Genomic DNA, 20180 nt, shown 5'->3' with positions numbered 1-20180 from the left:
TTATTTATTCCACGCCCTCAAGACAGCATAAGCCTAATAATCACTACATGTTTGGTCTAATTGGACATCTGACTAGTTTAGAACACGCTCAAGCGGTAGCTCAAGAATTGGGATACCCAGAATATGCCGATCAAGGGCTAGACTTTTGGTGCAGCGCCCCACCGCAAATTGTCGATACGATTATTGTCACCAGTATAACTGGGCAAAAAATTGAAGGACGGTATGTAGAATCTTGCTTTTTGCCGGAGATGCTGGCTAGCCGTCGGATCAAAGCCGCAACCCGCAAAATCCTCAACGCTATGGCCCATGCACAAAAGCATGGTATTAACATTACAGCTTTAGGGGGATTTTCCTCAATTATTTTTGAAAACTTTAAGTTAGACCAGTTTAGCCAAGTCCGCAATATTAAACTAGAGTTTGAACGGTTCACCACAGGAAACACGCATACTGCCTACATTATTTGTAAGCAGGTGGAAGAAGCCTCAAAACAACTGGGAATCGATCTGTCAAAAGCGACTGTTGCTATATGTGGGGCAACTGGGGATATTGGTAGTGCTGTTACCCGCTGGCTAGACGCGAAAACAGATGTCAAAGAACTTTTGTTGATCGCCCGCGATCAAGAACGCCTCAAAGAACTGCAAGGCGAACTAGGACGAGGAAAAATCATGGGTTTGACAGAAGCACTGCCTGAAGCTGACATTGTAGTTTGGGTTGCTAGTATGCCTAAAGGCGTGGAAATTGACCTTATCACTTTGAAACAACCCTGTTTGTTGATTGATGGTGGCTATCCTAAAAACTTAGCGACTAAAATTCAGCATCCTGGTGTATACGTGCTAAATGGTGGAATTGTAGAGCATTCCCTGGATATTGACTGGAAAATCATGAAAATCGTCAATATGGACGTGCCAGCCCGCCAGTTGTTTGCTTGTTTTGCCGAATCAATGCTGCTGGAATTTGAGAAGTTATACACGAACTTTTCGTGGGGACGGAATCAGATTACCGTAGACAAAATGGAGCAGATTGGTAAGGTATCAGTGAAACATGGATTTAGACCACTGCTGGTTTAGTCATTGGTCATTTGTTATTTGCAAAGGACAAAGGATAAATGACAAATGACAAAAGACAAAAGATGGATAACTTATAACTCGTACTTATAATCCCTACGATGACAACTACCGAGCGTAAACCGCTACTGTTAGATTTTGAAAAGCCCCTAGCAGAACTTGCAACCCGAATCGATCAAATTCGGCAACTTGCAGAAGAAAATGGCGTCGATGTTTCTAGTCAAATTCGTCAACTAGAAGCACGCGCTATGCAACTGCGTGAGGAAATTTTCACTAGTCTATCCCCGTCCCAGCGATTGCAAGTCGCTCGTCATCCGCGTCGCCCCAGTACTCTCGATTACATTCAGGCAATTAGTGATGAATGGATGGAATTGCATGGCGATCGCTGTGGTGGTGACGATCCGGCTTTAGTTGGTGGTGTTGGTCGTCTGAGTGGGCAACCTGTGGTGATGTTGGGTCATCAAAAGGGTCGCGATACTAAAGACAATATTGCCCGTAACTTTGGAATGCCTTACCCTGGCGGCTATCGCAAAGCTATGCGATTGATGGAACACGCCAACAAGTTTAGTATGCCGATACTAACTTTTATCGATACGCCCGGAGCTTGGTCTGGGGTAGAAGCAGAACACCAAGGTCAAGGAGAAGCGATCGCTTACAACTTGCGGGAAATGTTTTGCTTAGATGTGCCAATTATCTGCACAGTCATTGGTGAAGGTGGTTCCGGTGGCGCACTTGGTATTGGTGTAGGCGATCGCCTACTCATGTTTGAACACTCCGTTTATACCGTCGCCACTCCCGAAGCCTGCGCCGCCATTTTGTGGAAAGATGCTGGTAAGGCTCCCCAAGCCGCTGTAGCGCTAAAAATTATTTCCCACGACCTGAAAAAGTTGGGAATTATCGACCAAATACTGCCTGAACCCACTGGTGGCGCTCATTCCGACCCCTTAAAAGCCGCTACTACTCTCAAGCAAGTGCTGATGGAAAATTTAGACGAACTCAATCGTTTAACCGCTCCAGAACGCCGTCAACTGCGCTATGAAAAATTCCGCAAAATTGGTGTTTTTACAGAAGTTGCCCACTAACGGCACTGCATAATGATTTATTAGTAAAGGCAGCAATGCTATTATAATTGCCTATGTGCTTAAAGATTTTTAACAATCTAGCCATAGGCATTTGCATGTTTGGCAAATCTACTCAATTTGATTGAGTGGATTTTGTATTATGTAAATAATCTAATTTGAATCTACGATGTACCGCGTGGTTTTCCAGGCAACAATTTTTTGTCTTCACTGCTAAAACCACAACACGGGTAACTATTGTGCTGAATCATAGCATCTGCTTAATGGAAATTATCAGATTTTTAGATTCCTTTAATCTATCCAAACCGAGAAGTGTGAATAATGGGGTAGTAATAGGCTTTGGGAACTGCCAAAAAATTGGGAGACACCATGAGTGTTGAGCAAAAACGACGCGCCCTGATTACTGGGGCAAGTAGTGGAATTGGGAAAGCAACGGCTTTAGCCTTTGCGAAAGCGGGAATAGATGTCGCCTTAGTCAGCCGTTCTTTGGATAAATTGGAGGCGGTAAGACAAGCTGTAGAGCATACAGGGGTGGAAGCGAAAGCTTACGCTGTAGATTTAGCGCGGACCTTGGAAGTCAAAGAAAAGATCCAAGCGATCGCTCTTGACTTTGGTGATATAAACATTCTGGTAAACAATGCTGGCATCGCCTATACAGGCACTTTAAGCGAAACTCCCCTAGAGGATTGGCAGCAGGTAATTGACTTGAATCTCACCAGCGTGTTTCAGTGCATTGTGGGGATTTTACCTTCAATGCGCGATCGGGGCACAGGCACAATTATTAACGTCGCCTCAATTGCCGCCAAGCAACCTTTTCCCGGTTGGGGAGCATACAGCGTCAGCAAAGCTGGTTTGATAGCCCTCTCTCAAACCCTGGCACAAGAAGAACGCACTCACGGCATTCGTGTCACAGCTATTTGTCCTGGCGCAGTCAATACCGAACTTTGGGATACAGAAACAGTCCATATCAACTTAGACCGTTCTAAAATGTTAACCCCGGAAATTGTGGCTCAGTCAATTCTCCACACAGTTCTGTTACCACAACAGGCAGTGATTGATGAATTGACCCTCATGCCCAGCGCTGGCGCACTCTAATTAGTCCTTCGTCCTTTGTTTTGTCTTTTGTCCTTTGTCTTTTGCAAATGACCAATGACCAATGACCAATGACCAATGACTAATGACTATATGACTAAACCATAACCAAGACTGAATCATGACTATTGCTAGTTCCAACGGTTCCAATTGCTCTCAATCGCCTCTGATTCCCGACTTGGCAGAAGCCATAACTCCAAGACCCGATCGCAACACCCACAACGGGCGACAAGCGGATGTGTTCCAGCCAACAGAGGAACAGCTGGACGAAATGAAAGACGCCGTGCGGACATTAATACTGGGAGTTGGCGAAGACCCCGAACGCGAAGGACTTCTCAAAACACCCAAACGAGTAGCCGAAGCAATGCGGTTTCTTACCAGTGGCTACAACCAATCTCTTGAAGAACTCGTTAACGATGCCATCTTTGATGAAGGGCATAGCGAGATGGTACTTGTTAGAGATATTAACTTCTTTAGTCTGTGCGAACACCACATGCTGCCATTTATGGGTAGAGCACACGTTGCTTATATCCCCAACCAAAAAGTTGTCGGACTGAGTAAGCTGGCCCGGATTGTTGAGATGTATTCCCGTCGCTTACAAGTACAAGAGAGACTAACCCGCCAAATTGCCGAAGCAATCCAGACGATTCTGGAACCTCAAGGCGTTGCTGTCGTGATGGAAGCTAGCCACATGTGTATGGTAATGCGTGGCGTTCAGAAACCAGGTTCCTGGACTGTCACTAGCGCAATGGTTGGTGTGTTCCAAGAGGAGCACAAAACCCGCGAAGAATTTTTTAACTTAATTCGCCACCAACCACCATTTTTTTAAGTGCTGAGTGCTGAGTGTTGAGTGCTGAGTGCTGAGTGCTGAGTGCTGAGTTAGGAGTTAGGAGTTAGTTCAAACTCATTACTCCTAACTTCTAAGTAACTTTACCAATGTTCTTTAGACTGTGAAATAGGAGTGCTACTTTATCTAAATCCTTATCTCCTGGTGTCCGTTCCACACCACTAGATAAATCAACGCCGCTAGGATTAACCTGATTTAGGGCTTGCACAATATTATCGGCTGTTAATCCTCCTGCTAAAAACCAAGGACAACTAGGGCTAAATTGTTCTAGCATCTTCCAATCTAAAGTTTTGCCTGTACCACCGAGTTGTTGCGGATGGTAAGCGTCAAGTAGCAAAGTATCTACATATTTTGTGTAATCAACTGCTGTGTCGAGATGCTCAAGACTACAAATTCTCAGTGCTTTAATAATTTCGACATTAGGTAAAGCTTGACGTAATTGGTAGCAAAAATTCGGTGATTCATCTCCGTGTAACTGCACACCAGTCAATCCAGAATCAGTAACTATCTGACTGATTTCAGCGATACTAAGATTGGCAAAAACCCCAATTGTGTCAATATTTGCCGGGAGTTCTGCCACTGCTGCCCGAATTTGAGATGTAGTTACGTAACGAGGTGAGTTTGGTACACAAATAAATCCTAGTGCCGTTGCGCCTAGAGAGGCGATCGCTATAGACTGCTGTGGTTGGGTGATGCCGCAAATCTTAACGCGCATGAATATTTAACAAATTTAAACTAATCATCAGAAAAGTCTAAACTATCTAAAAAATTTTTGGGCCTTGTAATTTTATAATCTTGTAGGTCTACATTAACTTTTCCGTTTAGGAGACAAAAGCTTGATTTATTCTATTTTACTAGCAGCCGCCGCTGCATCTGTTCCCGCAACACCTGCGTGGAATCCCATAGTAGGAATCATCATCAGTATCAGTAGCTTAGTAATAGTTTTACTAAGTACTAGGATTGAAAAACCCCTAGTTGGTCCCAAGTTCCCTATCCTACCAATTAGTATTCCAACATTCGTTGCTGCGATGGCTTTTGGTCATATTATTGGCGTTGGCATCGTTTTAGGACTAACTTACATCGGTCGTCTGTAGTTTGGTAATGACAAAGGTGTTACTTGTAACCCCGCTATCAATACAAAACTCCTAAAAATGATTTGGGCAGGGGAAGTAGGAAAGAAATAACTTATGACCCATGCCCAATGCCCCATATCCAATGCCCAATTCCAAAGTTTTGCTCACAGGCATTAATTGTCTATTCTAGAAATAAGAGCATTTCGTCACTTGTTACTACCGAATTAATGCTCAATATAAATGTGTATACGAATATGCATAGTATTTCGGTATAAAAAGTACTGGCGATATCTAGTTTTAGGGCAGTGTAATGCAAACAAATTGGAGAATTGGGTCATTATTTGGAATTCCCCTGTTTTTAGACCCGTTATGGTTTGTGATTTTAGGGTTGGCAACCCTGAATTTTGGGGTAGCTTATCAAGAATGGGGAAATGTTATAGCTTGGAGTGCTGGAATAGTTATGGCACTGCTGCTATTTGGTTCGGTGCTATTACATGAGTTGGGTCACAGCTTGGTAGCCCGATCGCAGGGCATTAGAGTTAATTCAATTACCCTATTTATGTTTGGCGGGATTGCTGCCATTGAAGAAGAATCTAAAACTCCTTTCAAAGCCTTTCAAGTAGCGATCGCTGGCCCTTTGGTGAGTATCATACTATTTTTCCTGCTCCGTCTGGCAGCTTTTGCGATCCCTGATACTAATCCCCTCAGTGTCATGGTCGGAGATTTGGCGAGAATTAACTTAGTGGTGGCTCTATTTAACCTGATTCCCGGCTTACCTCTAGATGGGGGGCAAGTGTTAAAAGCAGCACTATGGCAAATCACGGGTAATCGTTTTCAAGCCGTACACTTGGCTGCAAAGGCGGGACAAATATTGGGTTATGGTGCGATCACTTTCGGATTTGTTGTAGATTTTGTGACCAGGGAGTTAGTAGTTGGTTTGTGGATTGCGTTGTTAGGTTGGTTTGCTGTCCGCAACGCTAACACCTATGACAACATGACTACATTACAAGAAAGCCTACTCAAGGTGGTGGCGGCCGATGCGATGACTCGTGACTTTCGTGTAATTGATGCTGACCAGACATTGCGTTCCTTTGCCGATTTATATCTTTTAGAAACCGCTCCTTCACAGGTTTATTTTGCTGCTTCTGATGGACGTTACCGGGGTCTAGTTTCCATTGACGATTTCCGTTTAACCCAAAGGAGTGAATGGGAAACCGAAACTTTACACAGCATAGTGCATCCGCTGACAGAAATACCTACCGTTGCAGAATCAACATCGATTGCTGAGGTAATTAACAAATTAGAAAATGAGCAGTTACTTAGAATTACCGTACTTTCTCCTGCTGGAGCCGTAGCTGGTGTAATTGATCGGGGAGATATTGTGCGATCGCTAGTACAAAAGTTAAATTTGCAGATAAGCGATGCTGAAATTAAGCGCATCAAAGAAGAAGGTAGCTATCCGCCTGGGTTGCAACTGGGAGGAATAGCGAAGTCAATTACAAATTAAACGTCATACACTCGTCATAGTTTTGCAATAGATACGTCAAAAGCGTGTGTGATATTTAATTTGGTATTTGGTTACAAAATGCTTTTTTTGGGTAAAAGGTAGGAAATCCTACCTTTTTTATTTATTTATAAAAATGTAGTGTCGGCGTAGCTTGTCATAGACATCGCTTTTACCTTACTTGTCTGGATTTGTAGCAGTTGATGGTACATTGTCACAGAGATGGCGATCGCTCTCCACATTAGGGTTATTCTGCAAATAGTCACGTGCGCGATCGCAAGCCCCTTGTATCAGCTCATCGAATGATTGAATCGGCCACAACTTAGCAATGCTATCATCTCCCGCGCTAGCCAGTATTTTACCATCCTTGTTAAAACTGACGTTCCTGACTTCGCCTTGATGTGCTTTCCAGGCAGCAAACTGCTCCCTATTCTGCCAGTCCCACAACTGCACATTACCTTTTTGGTCACTACTGACAATCATTTTGCCATCGGGGCTGAATGCTACTGAATTCACCGCCGCCCCAAAATTTACTGCCGCCACGAATTCCTGGAATGGCTTACCCTGCAAGTTCCATAAGCGAATAGTGCCATCATCTCCAGCACTAACTAGTCGCTGGCTATCGGGACTGAATGCCACACTATAGACAGGGCCTAAATGACCCAGAATGTCTGTGATCAACTGCTGTTTGTGCCAATTCCACACACGGATAATGCCGTCATTTCCGGCGCTAGCCAGCAGCTTGCTATCTGGGCTAAAACTGACTTTGCAGAAGTGCTTTGCACTAGGGAATTTTATCATAGAGAACTTTGCTAACTGCCGCCGCTTTTGCCAGTCCCACACAAGAACAACACCGTTCTCTCCCACACTAGCTACTAGTTTGCTATCCGGGCTAAAACTGACATCGCATATATGCTTTGGATAACCAGAAAATTCTGCCATTGATAATGCTGTCAACTGTTGACCATGCAAGTTCCACACGCGGACATTGCTATCATCTCCGGCGCTAGCCATTAACTGACCATCCGGGCTAAAACTGACACTGTGGACTCGTTGACCTTGATGTGCCGTCCATCCTAGCAACTGTTGACCCTGTAAGTTCCACAAGCGGATGATGCCATCATCTCCCCCAGTCGTTACTCGTTGACCATCTGGGCTGAAATTAATGCTGAGAACTCGATCTTGATGCCCTTGTAATTCTGTCAGCTGCTTACCCTGCAAGTTCCACACGCGGACAGTTTTATCATCTCCGGCGCTAGTTAGTAGTTGACCATCTCGGCTAAAACTGACGCTTCTAACTGGGCCTTGATGCCCAGCAAATTTCTCCAACTCCTTACCCTGCAAATTCCATAAACGGACGGTGCCATCTCCGGCTGCACTAGCTACTTGTTGACCATCTGGGCTAAATTGCACACTCCAGATTCGGCCTTGATGCCCTGTAAAAGGTTTCCCCAACTGCTGACCCTGCAAGTTCCACACGCGAACAGTTTTGTCCTCTCCACCACTGACCAGTAGTTGACCATCTTGGTTAAAACTGACACTGCTAACAGGTTGTTGATGCCCAACAAATTTCTGCAACTGCTGACCCTGCAAGTTCCACAGGTGGATAGTACTGTTTTTTCCGGCTGTAGCCAACAGCTGCCCATCCGGGCTAAAACTGAGGCTGTTGACCGAGTTTTGATTTGCTTTCCATCCTCGCAACTGCTGACCTTGTAAGTTCCATAACCGGATTGAATCGTCATCGCCGCCGCTAGCGATTAGCTGACTATCTGGGCTAAAACGGATGCTCTTAACGCGACTTTGATGCCCTTTCAATTCTGCTAACAGTTGACCCTGTAAGTTCCATAAGCGAATAATACCATCCTCTCCAGCTGTAGCCAGTAGTTGCCCATCCGGGCTAAAACTGAGGCTTCTGACCAGATTTGTATTCCATACAGCCTGCTCCTGACCCTGTAAGTTCCATAAGCGAACAATACCGTCCTCTCCAGCGCTTGCTAGTAACTGCCCATTTGGGCTAAAACTGCTTCTGACCGTGCCTTGATGCTCTTCTAAGCGGATGCGTTCTCGGACTGAATAAACCGCTTCTTGCAGCGTTCCTGTGACTTGATTTTGTAGCTGCTCACCTGGACTAAATATTGATTGCAACAGTGGGTGTTGTAGTGACCTTCCTGCTCGTAGGCTATAAACTAACGCATCTAACCCTTCTTGCTGCTGTAGCTTGGCTTCTGCTGTTTCTCTAGAAGCACTGGTTTCACCAATTTTTGCACTTCTTTGACTAATCAGCGCCCAAAGAGTTAACAAGCTTAAACCCCCGATAACTGCGATCGCAATCCGCCATCGCCAACTAATGTTCCGGCGTTTCTGTAAAACACTTTGTTGGACAAATTCTGTTTCTAACTGGTTAAACCAATTGTCATGAGACTGGAGTTCCTGATTCAATACATCAAGATAAGGATTACTATTCCAAAGAAACTGTATAGGTTTCTCTCTCAAACCCTCTTGTTGATGCTGTCTTTGCTGTAATCCTTGAACAAGCCGAGTCGGGATTTTGCTAAATAAGTTTTCAGCAACGTATAATCTGCGATCTAACCAATCAATTACAGTTTCAGCTTTGGCTTGCAAACCTGATGGCTGTTTTTTGCTGGCGACACTTTCCCACTCTTCGGCAGCTGCTGTTAGCCGCCGTTGTAAAATTATGTCTTCTTCTTTTTTCCACTTGAGTAATTTATCCCATCCCTCCACTAAAGCATCATGGGCTGGCTCTACATAGGGTTCGCCTTGAGAATTAGAACCTTCAATGATTAAGCGGGCTTCAGAAAAACGTTTGATGACTGTTTGCACGCGATCGCTTTCTTGTTCATCGGCGTAAATTAGTTCAGACTTGGGAACCTGTCGCCTTGCTAAGTCGCCACCCTGCAATGAAATCATCCGCAGCATTACCTGACGTATTGTATGTTCATAGGCGGGGTCTTTTACTAACTGATCGTATTCTTGGTTAGCACGTTTGGTTAGAGAACCAACTACTCTTCCTAACTCTTCGTAATCTTCCTTTTTTAAGGCGCGGTTGTCCCTTCGTTCCTCTAAATATTTCAGGTACAATTCGCTGAGGGTGAAAGAAAGTAAGGGTAAAGCACCTGGCATTTGTACGACTTCGTTGATCAGTTCATCCACCAGGCTGGGAGGGTCGAAATATACCACTTTTTCAGATACTGGTTTCTCAATTGCTTCCCGGAATTCATCTTGGGTCATTGGTGGGACGACAAATCGGGTATCATCATTCCAAAAGTCTTTAAGTATAGAGTTTTGAAACTGACCCTCAAAGTCGAGTCGCAAGGTGATAACTACATGGATTTTGTCGGGATATTTAGCGATCGCATTCTCGATCAATTTCTGAAATTGCTCTCGTTGTTCGTCACTCTTACACAGGGTAATCAACTCTTCAAATTGATCGACTGATAGCAATAGTTTAATCTGGGGATTAGTCTGGCTCCAACGTTCAACAATGTTTGCTAAAGCTTGCTCGTCTTTTGCTAATTCTGCAACAGTAATTTTAGTTGCAATTGGTAAACACACCTGTGCTAAAGCCTGCAAAGGAGTTTCCCCTGGACGCATGGGATCTAAAATCTGAAACTTATGCTCCTGGGAATCACGCAGACGCGGTAATAACCCGGCTTTCATTAAGCTGGATTTACCTGTTCCAGAAGCGCCTAGTATCACTGTCAACGTTTGTTTATTAGAAACGACTCGCTGATAAAGCTGTTTGATTAGGTTGTCTCTACCAAAAAACAAGTTACTGTCTTTTTCGTCATAAGATTGCAATCCTCGATAGGGATTATTTTCAAGGTTAAGTGGTGGTGCATCCTCCAATTTATCTCGGTCAAAATTAGGTAACAGAAAGATGAATTCCCCTTTGTCATGTTTTTTCAAAGGACACAGACTTGGAGTTTGCCGCTTGTAATTCTTTTCTGTGACAACTTCAACTTGATCTCGCAAATATGAGTACAGTTCAGTTGCCGTAACGATGCCATCATCATTCGAGTCAGCTTTTTTGTCAGTTCCACGTAGGGCATCAAAAAGTGCTTTGGCAAAGGGAGAGTGAACCTCGTTACCTTCTTTTACTTCCCCCCGCACACCCAAAGAATCCAAAGCTTTTTGATCGTCTGCTGCCGAAGTAATTACTTGCCAAGCGGCATCGCTGATAAAGCGATCGTAGCGTTCTTTATAGACTGTGACTTTGGGCTGAATCTCTCGCTTGAGACTTGCCCAACGAAAAGCGCCTGCAAAACAGCAATCTAAAATTGCTAACAGATGCCGACAAGGGAGTGCATTCAGGGCATCATGTAACTCCTGCATCGGCAAGTAGGTATTACTATCTCCTAATGTGGCATCTTGCGGAATCAAATAACCTACTGGCCCCTCTTGATTTTCTAGAGCCTCTAAAGCGATACCATGTCCAGCAAAATAGAAGAGGATGCGATCGCTCTTGGTAATTGCCACTTTTTCGTTGTCAAAAGGTATTTGTCCTTGTTTGAAGTCTTCAATTAGTTCTTTGAGTTTGCTAAGGGTAACGTGTTGATTCAATAGCAACTGGACTTCATATTTATTTTCTGCTTGATATTGCTGTTTGAGATTTTGATGCTGTTCTTGGAGAATTTGAGCAAGTTTGTCAGCATCAGGAACCGCTGTTTCTAACTCTCTAATACCATTTACATAGTCATTTATACCGATAATAATAGCAAAATTACGGTTGAACTTATGCTTAGACATTAGTAAGCCTCATCTAATATCAATTCCAGTTGAATACTTCTAAAAATCTCATGCACAGACACAGCAGAAAGTCTGATGCCTTTAACACAATACTTTTAGGTGAAGATAACTTGTATGACTGATAACCTCGCTTTGAGACGTTGCATTGCAACGTCTCTACACATATCAAATCTCCACAAACAATCCTTAACTTAACTGTATTGTTAGATAATTTATCAAGGCAACAATAACAAAAGTAAATGCTTATTTTTGCCTTTCAACTGTCTACTTCTTTTGTTGGGCGACGATCGCTCTAATCAAAGCGTCTAACCCAACTTCTGGTAATTCGATACTGAAGTAACTTAAGTGGTCGCAAGCTACCTGTTGAACAAAGGGTGCAAGCGATCGCCCTTTGGGAATATTCTCAATACTATCTACAGTGACTGCAATATCATTATCTACACCAAAGAAAGGTAAATTTACAACTTTCTTAAATAAACTTTGCTCTAGCCGTTCTAAAACACTAGATTTTTTCTCTAGCTGCTGCTCTAATGCTGTCGGATTAATAGATGTATTGCCAGCGATAATTGAGTAGGGAATGCCAGGATCTTCACTTGCTGCCAAAGATTTGAGAAAATCAGAGTTTGGGTTTAACTCCGCTAGAGCTACTCTAATATTTTTTTCCAGAATTCCCATCAAACCTGTCAGCACTGTTGCAGGCCAAGCAACTGTAGAAAGTCTATTGAGTCCAATACCCAAAGTGAGTTTTGCCCAATCTTCAACAACTGGCCAAGGAGAACCGGCGTTTGGTGTACCTAACATAATTAAATGTTGGACAACTTTATTACCTCCTTCTCGCTCAATAAACCAACGGGAAATTAAACCTCCCATTGAATGAGCAATAATGTGTAGTTCTTTACCGTGGTTTGCTCCTAAACCGACTTCTGTTAGCCGCCGTTTCAAATTTTCAGCATTCTCTTTAATTGAAGTATTCAGGTTTTCGTAGTCAAAGGTAAGAACCACGTCGTAAAGTTCGCTGATAGAAAGCTTTTGTCCATCTGCTAGCAATATGGGTTGTTTAATGCTGCTAACTAAACTTTCAGTGTCGCCAATAATACCGTGTATATAAAGAGCAATTCGTCTTGCTTTTGCTACTTGCTGCTGAACATCAACCACATTCCGTCTATAGGTTACTTTCTTGTCGTCTCCCACCTCAGCCACCGCTAAAATGGGATACTGAAATTCCCGCCCAAAATATCGACTGATTACTTTTTGAAAGAAGATGCGAATAGATCCTTGTAGGCTACGTTCTCCCTGACTAACTGGGGCTGGTAATCGTTGTATCTCAATTTCTATTTTCCTATCTTGAGTTGTTTTACCGCGACCTAAAGGCAAGAAAAATTCTCCATCATAGCCAACAGCAAGAAGATATTCATTGTCTGCTAACGGTGCATGTACTAATAATTTCAAAGGTGCATCTGAGGTGACAACTGTGTAATCTTGAATCTCGTTCAATTCCAATACATTTAATCCAGGGTCAGTACCTCGACTCGTAGTAAATTGGAAAGGTCGAGTAACTTCTGGATCTTCCCACAGGATAGGGGGCAAAATTTTATTTCCTAAATCTTGGCTGACTTGCGGTGTAGTAGTTAGGCGAACATTTGCCACCAAGTTAGGATGCACCAGTAATTCCACCCCTGCCACCTCTGGTGCTAATAATTTTTGTTCTGTCTGAGAAACTGGGGTAGAGTATAAGGGACGTACAGTGGTAATCGTAATTTCCTGTGTATACCAATCGTCATAATTCGCTGCACTTTTGGGTTCGATTTCACGATTTTGAGTTCGATTCATCAAACGCTCAAGGCTACTTTGATTTGCAGGTTCTAAATCTCTTGTGGCAGGTGGAGGAGGAGCATCAAGTTTATTCTGAGTCAGCAATCTGGCATTAAATTCTTGATTACTGACAATCAATTTAATTATGTCTTTGTACTCAGTAATTCCCTGTAACCACAACTCCTTTGGGACTTTGAGTATTAAGTCTTCGCCGTCTAAAGCCAGTGCTGATCTTTCTGGTTCTAGCCTAATGCTACCTGCTTCAAAAAATTTGGCGCTAATAGCGAAACTGTCTGAAAGGTTGACTAAGCCAAAGTAAAGTGGCTTCTGACTTTTATTGGTAAGTTCCAGTTTAAATTCCGGACTTTGCCACTCACCATCCCTATACGTGTACTGCAAACGCTGCTGCAATTGAGATGATTCTTCATTTCCAAACTTCAGTTTCATCCCTACATCATTGGCTCTAATCTTAGTTGCTGGATTTGAGAGTTCCGCAATTGTTGTCCAACGGGAAATATGTTCTAAACGTTTAATTGCCTGTTTGGCATTGTCTGGACTATAGCCATCAATTTCAGCTACTAGAAGTCGATCATCTGTAGGTCGGGCAATCAAATACTGTTGATGACGACAAAGTAGGCGAAACTCGGCTTTACCAATCTCATTCTCCTCGCGCACATAAGGTGAAGCTTGACCATTGAGTCCAGCTGTTGCTAGTGCTTGGCGTGCAAAAGTTACACCGGCTTCATCTCCTTCAATGTGAACGCCTAAAGGTGGTAGCGGTAGGCTGGTCACAACTGCTTTGAAACAAGTACTACCATCAGCAATGAGGTTTGGCACATCTTTGATATCTACCTGACTCTGGGTTGGTAGCACCCTAGTCACTTCTGCTCTACCCACAGACTTTGCTGCCTCATCCAGGTCTTGGATATTAGCATCAAAGGCAAACAGTGCTAGTAAAGTGGTTTCGCCATCTTTGGGTGGTTGCACTCCGTGGACAGCACCAGCATTAATTACCCAGCCATAGTTTAGGTCATTTTTAACAATAAAGTAGGGATGACGTTCTGCGATCGCTCCATCCAGGAAAAATTTGTTTTCATCATCAGGATTATTCACTTCCAACTGAGGAGACTGGGCTGGAAATTTACGGCGGATGATGGCATTTGTCCGCTCAAACAAATCTCGATAAGTCAATTTGCCATTGGCTTTAGAAAGTGTATCCATCAAGTAATAAGAGAAACTACCTCGGTGTTTGTCATTGAAGTAGTATTCCTGCGCATTTTCGTAGTCTCGACAAGCAGCTAGAAGTATATGACCAACTTTTTTGGGTATCTTCCAGCCACTGGGGTGTTTTTCCAGGTCACGGGAAGCTGTAAGTTGCGTTAAGTCGGCGTGAGAAAACATAAAACTATCCAGTGAGCGTTCTCGCTTGTCTATAGGGAGGCGACGTATTCCTCTCTCTTGCAATGGGTCTTTAGTGCCAGAACCAGAGTGGCAGCAATCGATAATAATGGTAATGTGCGGGTCTTTTTCTGCTACTTCGACAATAAGTTTTGCTAATTCTTTATCTTTCAAATTCACGCCGTCTTCAATACGACTGTCATAACACACTAAAGTTTCATCTAAATGGTCAGGTTCTAAATGCCAATATTCTTCTGGTGCCGGCTCCTGAGAACCGTGACCACTGTAATAAAACAAAACTATATCATCTTGCCCAGCTTGACAAAGATGCTTGCGAAAGCCATCAATGACTGCCTGACGGGTTGCTTGGTCATCCTTAAGCGTTTGTAAATGTAATTGGTATTCTTTTTGATCGAGCCGTTCTTTAAGATACTCTTCTATTGCTGTAATGTCGTTTACACAACCTTGGAGTCGATGATTTAAATCAGGATAATTGTCAATACCAATAAGCAGAGCGTATAAGTTGCGAGTCATGATTATTTGTATCTCCTGAAGCTATGATTTTTAAACTGCTCAGATAATAATGATTGGGATTTTGGTTTATTTCCCCACTTTTATGTTGGTTGAAAGTCTTTATTCTATGCACAAGATAACCGGATATCTAGGTTTTAGGACATTCACCAAAACCTTTGTCATGACTATAAAATATCCAATTAAATTTAAAAAGTACCCCCACGGGTATTTTTCGGATAACATTTTTTGTCTTGCGCCAAGCCAAAGACACCTGCGTGTGTATTTTCCCCGTTGTTCGCTTTTAGCGTTCCCGCAGGGTAGCAAGTAGCGTCAAAATGTCCGTTGTAAAGGCGCGAAGCAGAGCGCCAAAAAAGCAGTTTTACCCGAAGTATAGCGATCGCTTCAGATGATGGGGAAATTATTAAAACTTCAAGTTGAAAGTGAGTAAAATGTAAGGACGTGATATACTACACCTCTGACTTACCCTGGTTTTATGGCACTGCCAATTGTTGCAATTATCGGACGCCCGAATGTGGGCAAATCCACCCTGGTTAATCGACTCGCCGGGGAACAAACGGCGATTGTCCATGATGAACCGGGAGTGACACGCGATCGCACTTATCTACCAGCTTTCTGGAATGGTCGCGAATTTTTAGTGGTAGACACTGGTGGTTTAGTTTTTAATGATGATACGGAATTTTTACCACTGATTCGTCAACAGGCAATGACAGCCCTTGCAGAAGCGTGTGGCGCTATTTTTGTCGTCGATGGTCAAACAGGCCCCACATCGGCAGATTTAGAAATCGCTGAATGGATGCGCCAACAACCCGTACCTGTACTACTAGCAGTAAATAAATGTGAATCCCCAGAACAAGGCTTAATGCAAGCTGCTGAATTTTGGGAATTGGGATTGGGCGAACCTTACCCCATCTCCGCGATTCATGGCAGTGGCACAGGAGAGTTACTCGACGAGTTAGTTAATCACATCCCTGCGATTGAAGACATTCCAGAAACTAATGAAATCAAAGTAGCAATTGTGGGACGCCCAAATGTGGGCAAATCGAGCTTACTTAATTCTTTTGTTGGGGAAGAAAGGGCAATTGTCAGCCCCATTTCTGGTACAACCCGCGATGCTATTGATACTGTCATTGAACGAGCCGGACAAACTTACCGATTGATTGACACTGCCGGTATTCGCAAAAAGAAACACATCGAATACGGCACAGAATTTTTTAGTATTAACCGTGCTTTCAAAGCGATTCGCCGCGCTGATGTAGTTTTATTAGTAATAGATGCCGTCGATGGAGTCACCGAGCAAGATCAAAAATTAGCTGGGCGAATTATCGAAGAAGGCCGAGCTTGCATCATCGTCGTTAATAAATGGGATGCTGTCGAAAAAGACTCTTATACAATCTACGACTACGAAAAAACTCTGCAATCACGGTTACATTTTACCGAATGGGCAGAAACAATTTTTGTGAGTGCCTTGTCAGGACAACGGGTAGAAAAAATTCTCGAATTGGTGAAAACGGCAGCTGAATCACACAAACGCCGTGTCAGCACATCAGTGATTAATGAAGTTTTAACAGATGCCGTTAGTTGGCATTCACCGCCAGCATCTCGTGGTGGGCGTCAGGGCAAGATTTATTATGGTACACAAGTAAGTAGCCAACCACCAACGATCGCTCTATTTGTCAACGACTCCAAACGCTTCAACGACAACTACCGCCGCTACATTGAACGGCAATTCCGTCAACAGCTAGGATTTAAAGGCACACCAATTATTTTACTGTGGCGCAGTAAAAAAGTCCGTGATGCCGAAAGTGGTAATGTTAATAGAGCAACTCGCGTCAAAATAAGTTAGGAGTTATGAGTTGAGAGTTATGAGTTAAAACCAAAATTGCTAACTACAGAACCCTATCGACTTGAGTTTGATAGCGGCACAAGGTAAAAGTTATGAGTTAAAGTCAAAACTCCTAACTCCTCATTCCTCACTCCTAACTCTAAAATGGATTTATTGCGATCGTTGCCACTTGGACTTTATTTAGAACAACCCCAAACTTGGCTGCATAAAATCGATCCGCGAGTCAAGTTCGCCTGGTTGATGAGCTTTTTAACAAGCTATGTTTTAGCCAACAACAATTGGCGGGTGCTGCTGGTGGTAGTATTAATTATTGCTACCTTGATTGCGAGAATTCCTCGACGAGTATGGCAGCAGCAAATGGGTTGGCTATTAATGCTATCGTTTTTTGTGCTAGCGATCGCAGCCCTCAGTCCTGATGGTCTGGGTGTAGATTATCAGTCACGTCTGCCAGCTAATGAACAAATCTTAACCCAGCCTGCAAATTCTAATAATATTAAAGAGCCAGCAGCCGAGAAAAAAGCATACAGCTACGTGCTATTTCACAAAGGCCCGGTTAAAGTGACTCGTTACTCCTTAAGTTTGGCAGTACGCCTGAGTACACTTATCTTTACCGTGATTTACAGCACCAACCTGTATCTGCTGACAACCGCACCAGAAGAAATCACATCTGGCATAGAAAGCTTAATGCAACCCTTGCGCCGCTTCAAATTGCCTGTCACAGAAATTGCTTTAACTTTAACCTTGTCCTTGCGCTTTATTCCCTTGGTTTTAGAAGAAGTACAAAACTTATTTCGCTCCGTAATGACAAGGGCAATTAATTGGAAAAAGCTGGGATTAAAAGGAGCATTCAAGGTTTGGATGACAGTTGCAGAAAGACTTTTGGAAAATCTGCTCTTACGAGCCGATCAAATGGCGAATGCCATGATGGTGCGGGGTTTTACCAGTCCCAATGAGCATCGAGTGCAGTGGCACGACTTACGATTAAAAGGGCGTGACTGGCTTGCGATCGCAACTTTAATCTTATTCTGGGGAATACGACTAGCTATAGGAACTCAGGTCTAAATTTTGCACCGAAAAAATGGTAAGAGATAATACAGCAGAATTCAGGAGTCAGAATTGAGGATTCAGAATGGGAAATTGAACAGCTACCCAGTGATAAAATTGATCCCCTACCATTTAGCGTAGATTTTTGGTATGAACCAGCCTTAGGCGAACACTACAAACTAATTTTAATATTTTTTACCGATTCCCCGATGAATCTCTGCACAAAGCTCAGGCACAAATTGCACCACTAAAAATGCTAGATAATACAATAGACCTTTTGCATAAATCAAAAATAAAAACCCCATCCCAGCAAAGCTACACTTTTTTACCCTAAGAGCTTGCCATATTGGGTGTCAGGGACTTTTGCAAGAGGTCTAAGAGAAGATAGTTTTCTTTCCTGTACCCAATCCCCACTCTCCACTCCCCAATTAGGATTTTGTGCCATTGGGCGACAGTTGTGGCAGTATGGAAAGAAGTTGAAAAACTCGCCGTTGCCGTTGGGAACTTCAAAGGGTGTTTTTCCTTCCCATGTCGAACTTTCAACAAGAAGATCGGCGCTATTTTGTGCCTTGTCCCTACAGATTGATAAATCGAAATCACCAAAGCAGATGGTGATATTTGTCCACCAGCCTCTACTTTTTGAATCTACGCTTCGCGACTTCTGTTGTACCATTGCGCTTCACTACCACTAGCTTCATCTGCCCATTAGGAACTAGATCGAGGTCTTCGTAACCGCAGTTTCGCATTTTAAGCAAATATTCTGACGAATGTTGGTATTATCGTCTGAATGTTTGAAATTCACTGCGAAAAGATATATATACTTCCACCTTGACTACACCTTGACTCTTAAATGAATCCAGAAAACGCAGAAACTTACATAAACCATCCAACTTGGGGTTTACTCTACAAAATCTGTATGGTTGATGAGAACCAGGATTTGTTCACCACACTTTATGCCCAGCGCTTATTTTTTTTGGTGGCAAATGACGTTAAAGGTGTTAAATTCCAGTCTCTAGGACGTACTGAGGCTAGAATGATGTTGGAAAATCGCTTACGTACCCTGCGGCGCAGTGGACAATCTCAGGAGTACGATCAGCTTCAGAGTGTTTTCCAGCGCACCTTCCAATGAACAGTTCGATTTCCGAACGTATTGTTACTATTCGTTCCTCCCTGCCAACTTCAATCAAATTGATTGCTGTTAGCAAGCAAGTTTCTGCCCAGGCCATTCGGTCTGCATACAACGCAGGAATTCGTGATTTTGGGGAAAGTCGTATCCAAGAAGCTGCCAGCAAACAAGCCGAGTTGCAAGACCTACCGGATATTACCTGGCACTTTATTGGACATTTGCAAAGCAATAAAGCCAAAAAAGCCATCGAGCATTTCCCTTGGATTCACTCCGTGGATAATTTGAAGCTGGCACAGCGCTTAGACCAATTGGCGCAACAGCTAGGAGTGAATCCCCAGGTTTGCCTGCAAGTGAAAATTCTTCCCGATGCCAACAAGTCTGGTTGGAGTGTGCCAGAACTTCTGGCTGATTTACCTACACTCAATCAATACAAAAATTTACAAATTCAAGGTTTGATGACAATTCCGCCTTCAGGATTAAATGATTCCGAAATTCTCAGTGTGTTTAATCTCAATCGTGAGCTAGCCAAAGAAATCCAGGAGCAAAACTGGTCGCAGATTAAAATGCAGCACCTATCTATGGGTATGTCAGGCGACTACGAACTGGCAGTGCAAGCAGGCGCAACGATGGTACGATTAGGAACCATATTGTTTGGCGATCGCTCTTAGCCGATTAATCATCAGCCTTGCTCTTGGGTATTAATAGAAGCTAAGAATTTGATGACAAGAATTTTGTAACAGACTGGTGCAATTGGAAACAAAGGATATAGTATTGACAAGAGCAATCGCCAAGAAAAAATGGGGTATAAAGAAGTTTCCTTTGGATAAACCTTAGGATATAATCTTGACTCATTATTGTGTTTGGGCGATGCACAGACCTTTCCAATAAGTGTCAGTTCATCGCCAAAACTCGTAATATGGGCTACAACTAGCAATAAAGTTGCTGAAATATCCACCGATGTCGCGTAGTTTACCGCCGTAGGCATCGCTCAAAAGCT

The 20180-nt window shown here is 43.2% G+C and carries 15 protein-coding genes; 10 read left to right on the top strand and 5 right to left on the bottom strand.

Translation table 11 applies throughout. From position 1 onward, the window contains the following. Positions 1-47 precede the first annotated feature (47 nt). The 4 genes from HWQ58_RS33985 (at position 48) to folE (ending at position 4064) form a co-directional block, all read left to right on the top strand. Positions 48-1067: a long-chain acyl-[acyl-carrier-protein] reductase gene (locus tag HWQ58_RS33985; protein ID WP_292872601.1), complete on the top strand. Its 1020-nt coding sequence runs from the start codon at positions 48-50 to the stop codon at positions 1065-1067. A 98-nt stretch (positions 1068-1165) separates the two neighbouring features. Next, positions 1166-2146 (top strand): acetyl-CoA carboxylase carboxyltransferase subunit alpha, encoded by a 981-nt coding sequence (locus tag HWQ58_RS33980; protein WP_292872599.1) that lies wholly within the window; start codon positions 1166-1168, stop codon positions 2144-2146. A 366-nt stretch (positions 2147-2512) separates the two neighbouring features. Next, positions 2513-3238, top strand: a complete 726-nt coding sequence (locus HWQ58_RS33975; protein WP_292872597.1) for an SDR family oxidoreductase — start codon at positions 2513-2515, stop codon at positions 3236-3238. A 118-nt stretch (positions 3239-3356) separates the two neighbouring features. Then, the gene (gene folE / locus HWQ58_RS33970) at positions 3357-4064 is read left to right on the top strand and encodes a GTP cyclohydrolase I FolE (protein WP_292872595.1); all 708 of its coding nucleotides are present in this window, start codon (positions 3357-3359) and stop codon (positions 4062-4064) included. 91 nt (positions 4065-4155) lie between these two features. Here folE and HWQ58_RS33965 read toward each other — a convergent pair whose 3' ends face one another. Then, positions 4156-4797 carry a phosphoribosylanthranilate isomerase gene (locus HWQ58_RS33965; RefSeq protein WP_292872593.1) on the bottom strand — a complete coding sequence of 214 codons (642 nt, stop codon included), beginning with the start codon at positions 4795-4797 and terminating at the stop codon, positions 4156-4158. A 121-nt stretch (positions 4798-4918) separates the two neighbouring features. Between HWQ58_RS33965 and psaK the strand changes: the two genes are divergently transcribed. Both psaK and HWQ58_RS33955 read left to right on the top strand, forming a co-directional pair. Beyond that, positions 4919-5176 (top strand): photosystem I reaction center subunit PsaK, encoded by a 258-nt coding sequence (psaK, locus tag HWQ58_RS33960; protein WP_292872591.1) that lies wholly within the window; start codon positions 4919-4921, stop codon positions 5174-5176. Positions 5177-5465: 289 nt separating this feature from the next. Further along, on the top strand, positions 5466-6662 hold the full coding sequence (locus tag HWQ58_RS33955) for a site-2 protease family protein (protein ID WP_292872589.1): 1197 nt from the start codon (positions 5466-5468) through the stop codon (positions 6660-6662). 174 nt (positions 6663-6836) lie between these two features. Here the strand turns inward: HWQ58_RS33955 and HWQ58_RS33950 are convergent, their stop codons facing one another. Together HWQ58_RS33950 and HWQ58_RS33945 are read right to left on the bottom strand one after the other, a co-directional pair. Further along, a complete protein-coding gene (locus tag HWQ58_RS33950; protein WP_292872587.1) occupies positions 6837-11426 on the bottom strand; it encodes a caspase family protein in 4590 nt (1529 codons plus the stop codon). Positions 11427-11690: 264 nt separating this feature from the next. Then, complete coding sequence (locus tag HWQ58_RS33945) at positions 11691-15170, bottom strand: caspase family protein (RefSeq protein WP_292872585.1); 3480 nt, start codon at positions 15168-15170, stop codon at positions 11691-11693. A gap of 472 nt (positions 15171-15642) precedes the next feature. On the opposite strand from HWQ58_RS33945, the gene der reads away from it, so the two are divergent. Then, positions 15643-17013, top strand: coding sequence for a ribosome biogenesis GTPase Der (gene der / locus HWQ58_RS33940; RefSeq protein WP_292872583.1), 1371 nt, complete (start codon positions 15643-15645; stop codon positions 17011-17013). A gap of 144 nt (positions 17014-17157) precedes the next feature. Then, positions 17158-18075 carry an energy-coupling factor transporter transmembrane protein EcfT gene (locus tag HWQ58_RS33935; protein ID WP_292872581.1) on the top strand — a complete coding sequence of 306 codons (918 nt, stop codon included), beginning with the start codon at positions 17158-17160 and terminating at the stop codon, positions 18073-18075. 307 nt (positions 18076-18382) lie between these two features. On the opposite strand, the gene HWQ58_RS33930 is transcribed toward HWQ58_RS33935, so the two are convergent. Next, positions 18383-18730: a hypothetical protein gene (locus HWQ58_RS33930; protein WP_292872579.1), complete on the bottom strand. Its 348-nt coding sequence runs from the start codon at positions 18728-18730 to the stop codon at positions 18383-18385. Between the two features lie 177 nt (positions 18731-18907). On the opposite strand from HWQ58_RS33930, the gene pipX reads away from it, so the two are divergent. Next, on the top strand, positions 18908-19186 hold the full coding sequence (pipX, locus tag HWQ58_RS33925) for a transcriptional coactivator PipX (protein ID WP_109010971.1): 279 nt from the start codon (positions 18908-18910) through the stop codon (positions 19184-19186). Continuing rightward, complete coding sequence (locus HWQ58_RS33920) at positions 19183-19851, top strand: YggS family pyridoxal phosphate-dependent enzyme (RefSeq protein WP_292872577.1); 669 nt, start codon at positions 19183-19185, stop codon at positions 19849-19851. Before pipX ends, HWQ58_RS33920 begins: the two co-directional genes overlap by 4 nt. An 11-nt stretch (positions 19852-19862) precedes the next feature. Here HWQ58_RS33920 and HWQ58_RS33915 read toward each other — a convergent pair whose 3' ends face one another. After that, on the bottom strand, positions 19863-20168 hold the full coding sequence (locus HWQ58_RS33915) for a hypothetical protein (RefSeq protein WP_292872575.1): 306 nt from the start codon (positions 20166-20168) through the stop codon (positions 19863-19865). Positions 20169-20180 lie beyond the last annotated feature (12 nt).

The organism is Nostoc sp. LPT, from assembly GCF_017115165.1.
Taxonomy (GTDB): Bacteria; Cyanobacteriota; Cyanobacteriia; order Cyanobacteriales; family Nostocaceae; genus Nostoc.
The sequence above is the reverse complement of the archived record's forward strand: the minus strand, read 5'-3'. Positions and strand labels throughout refer to the sequence as shown.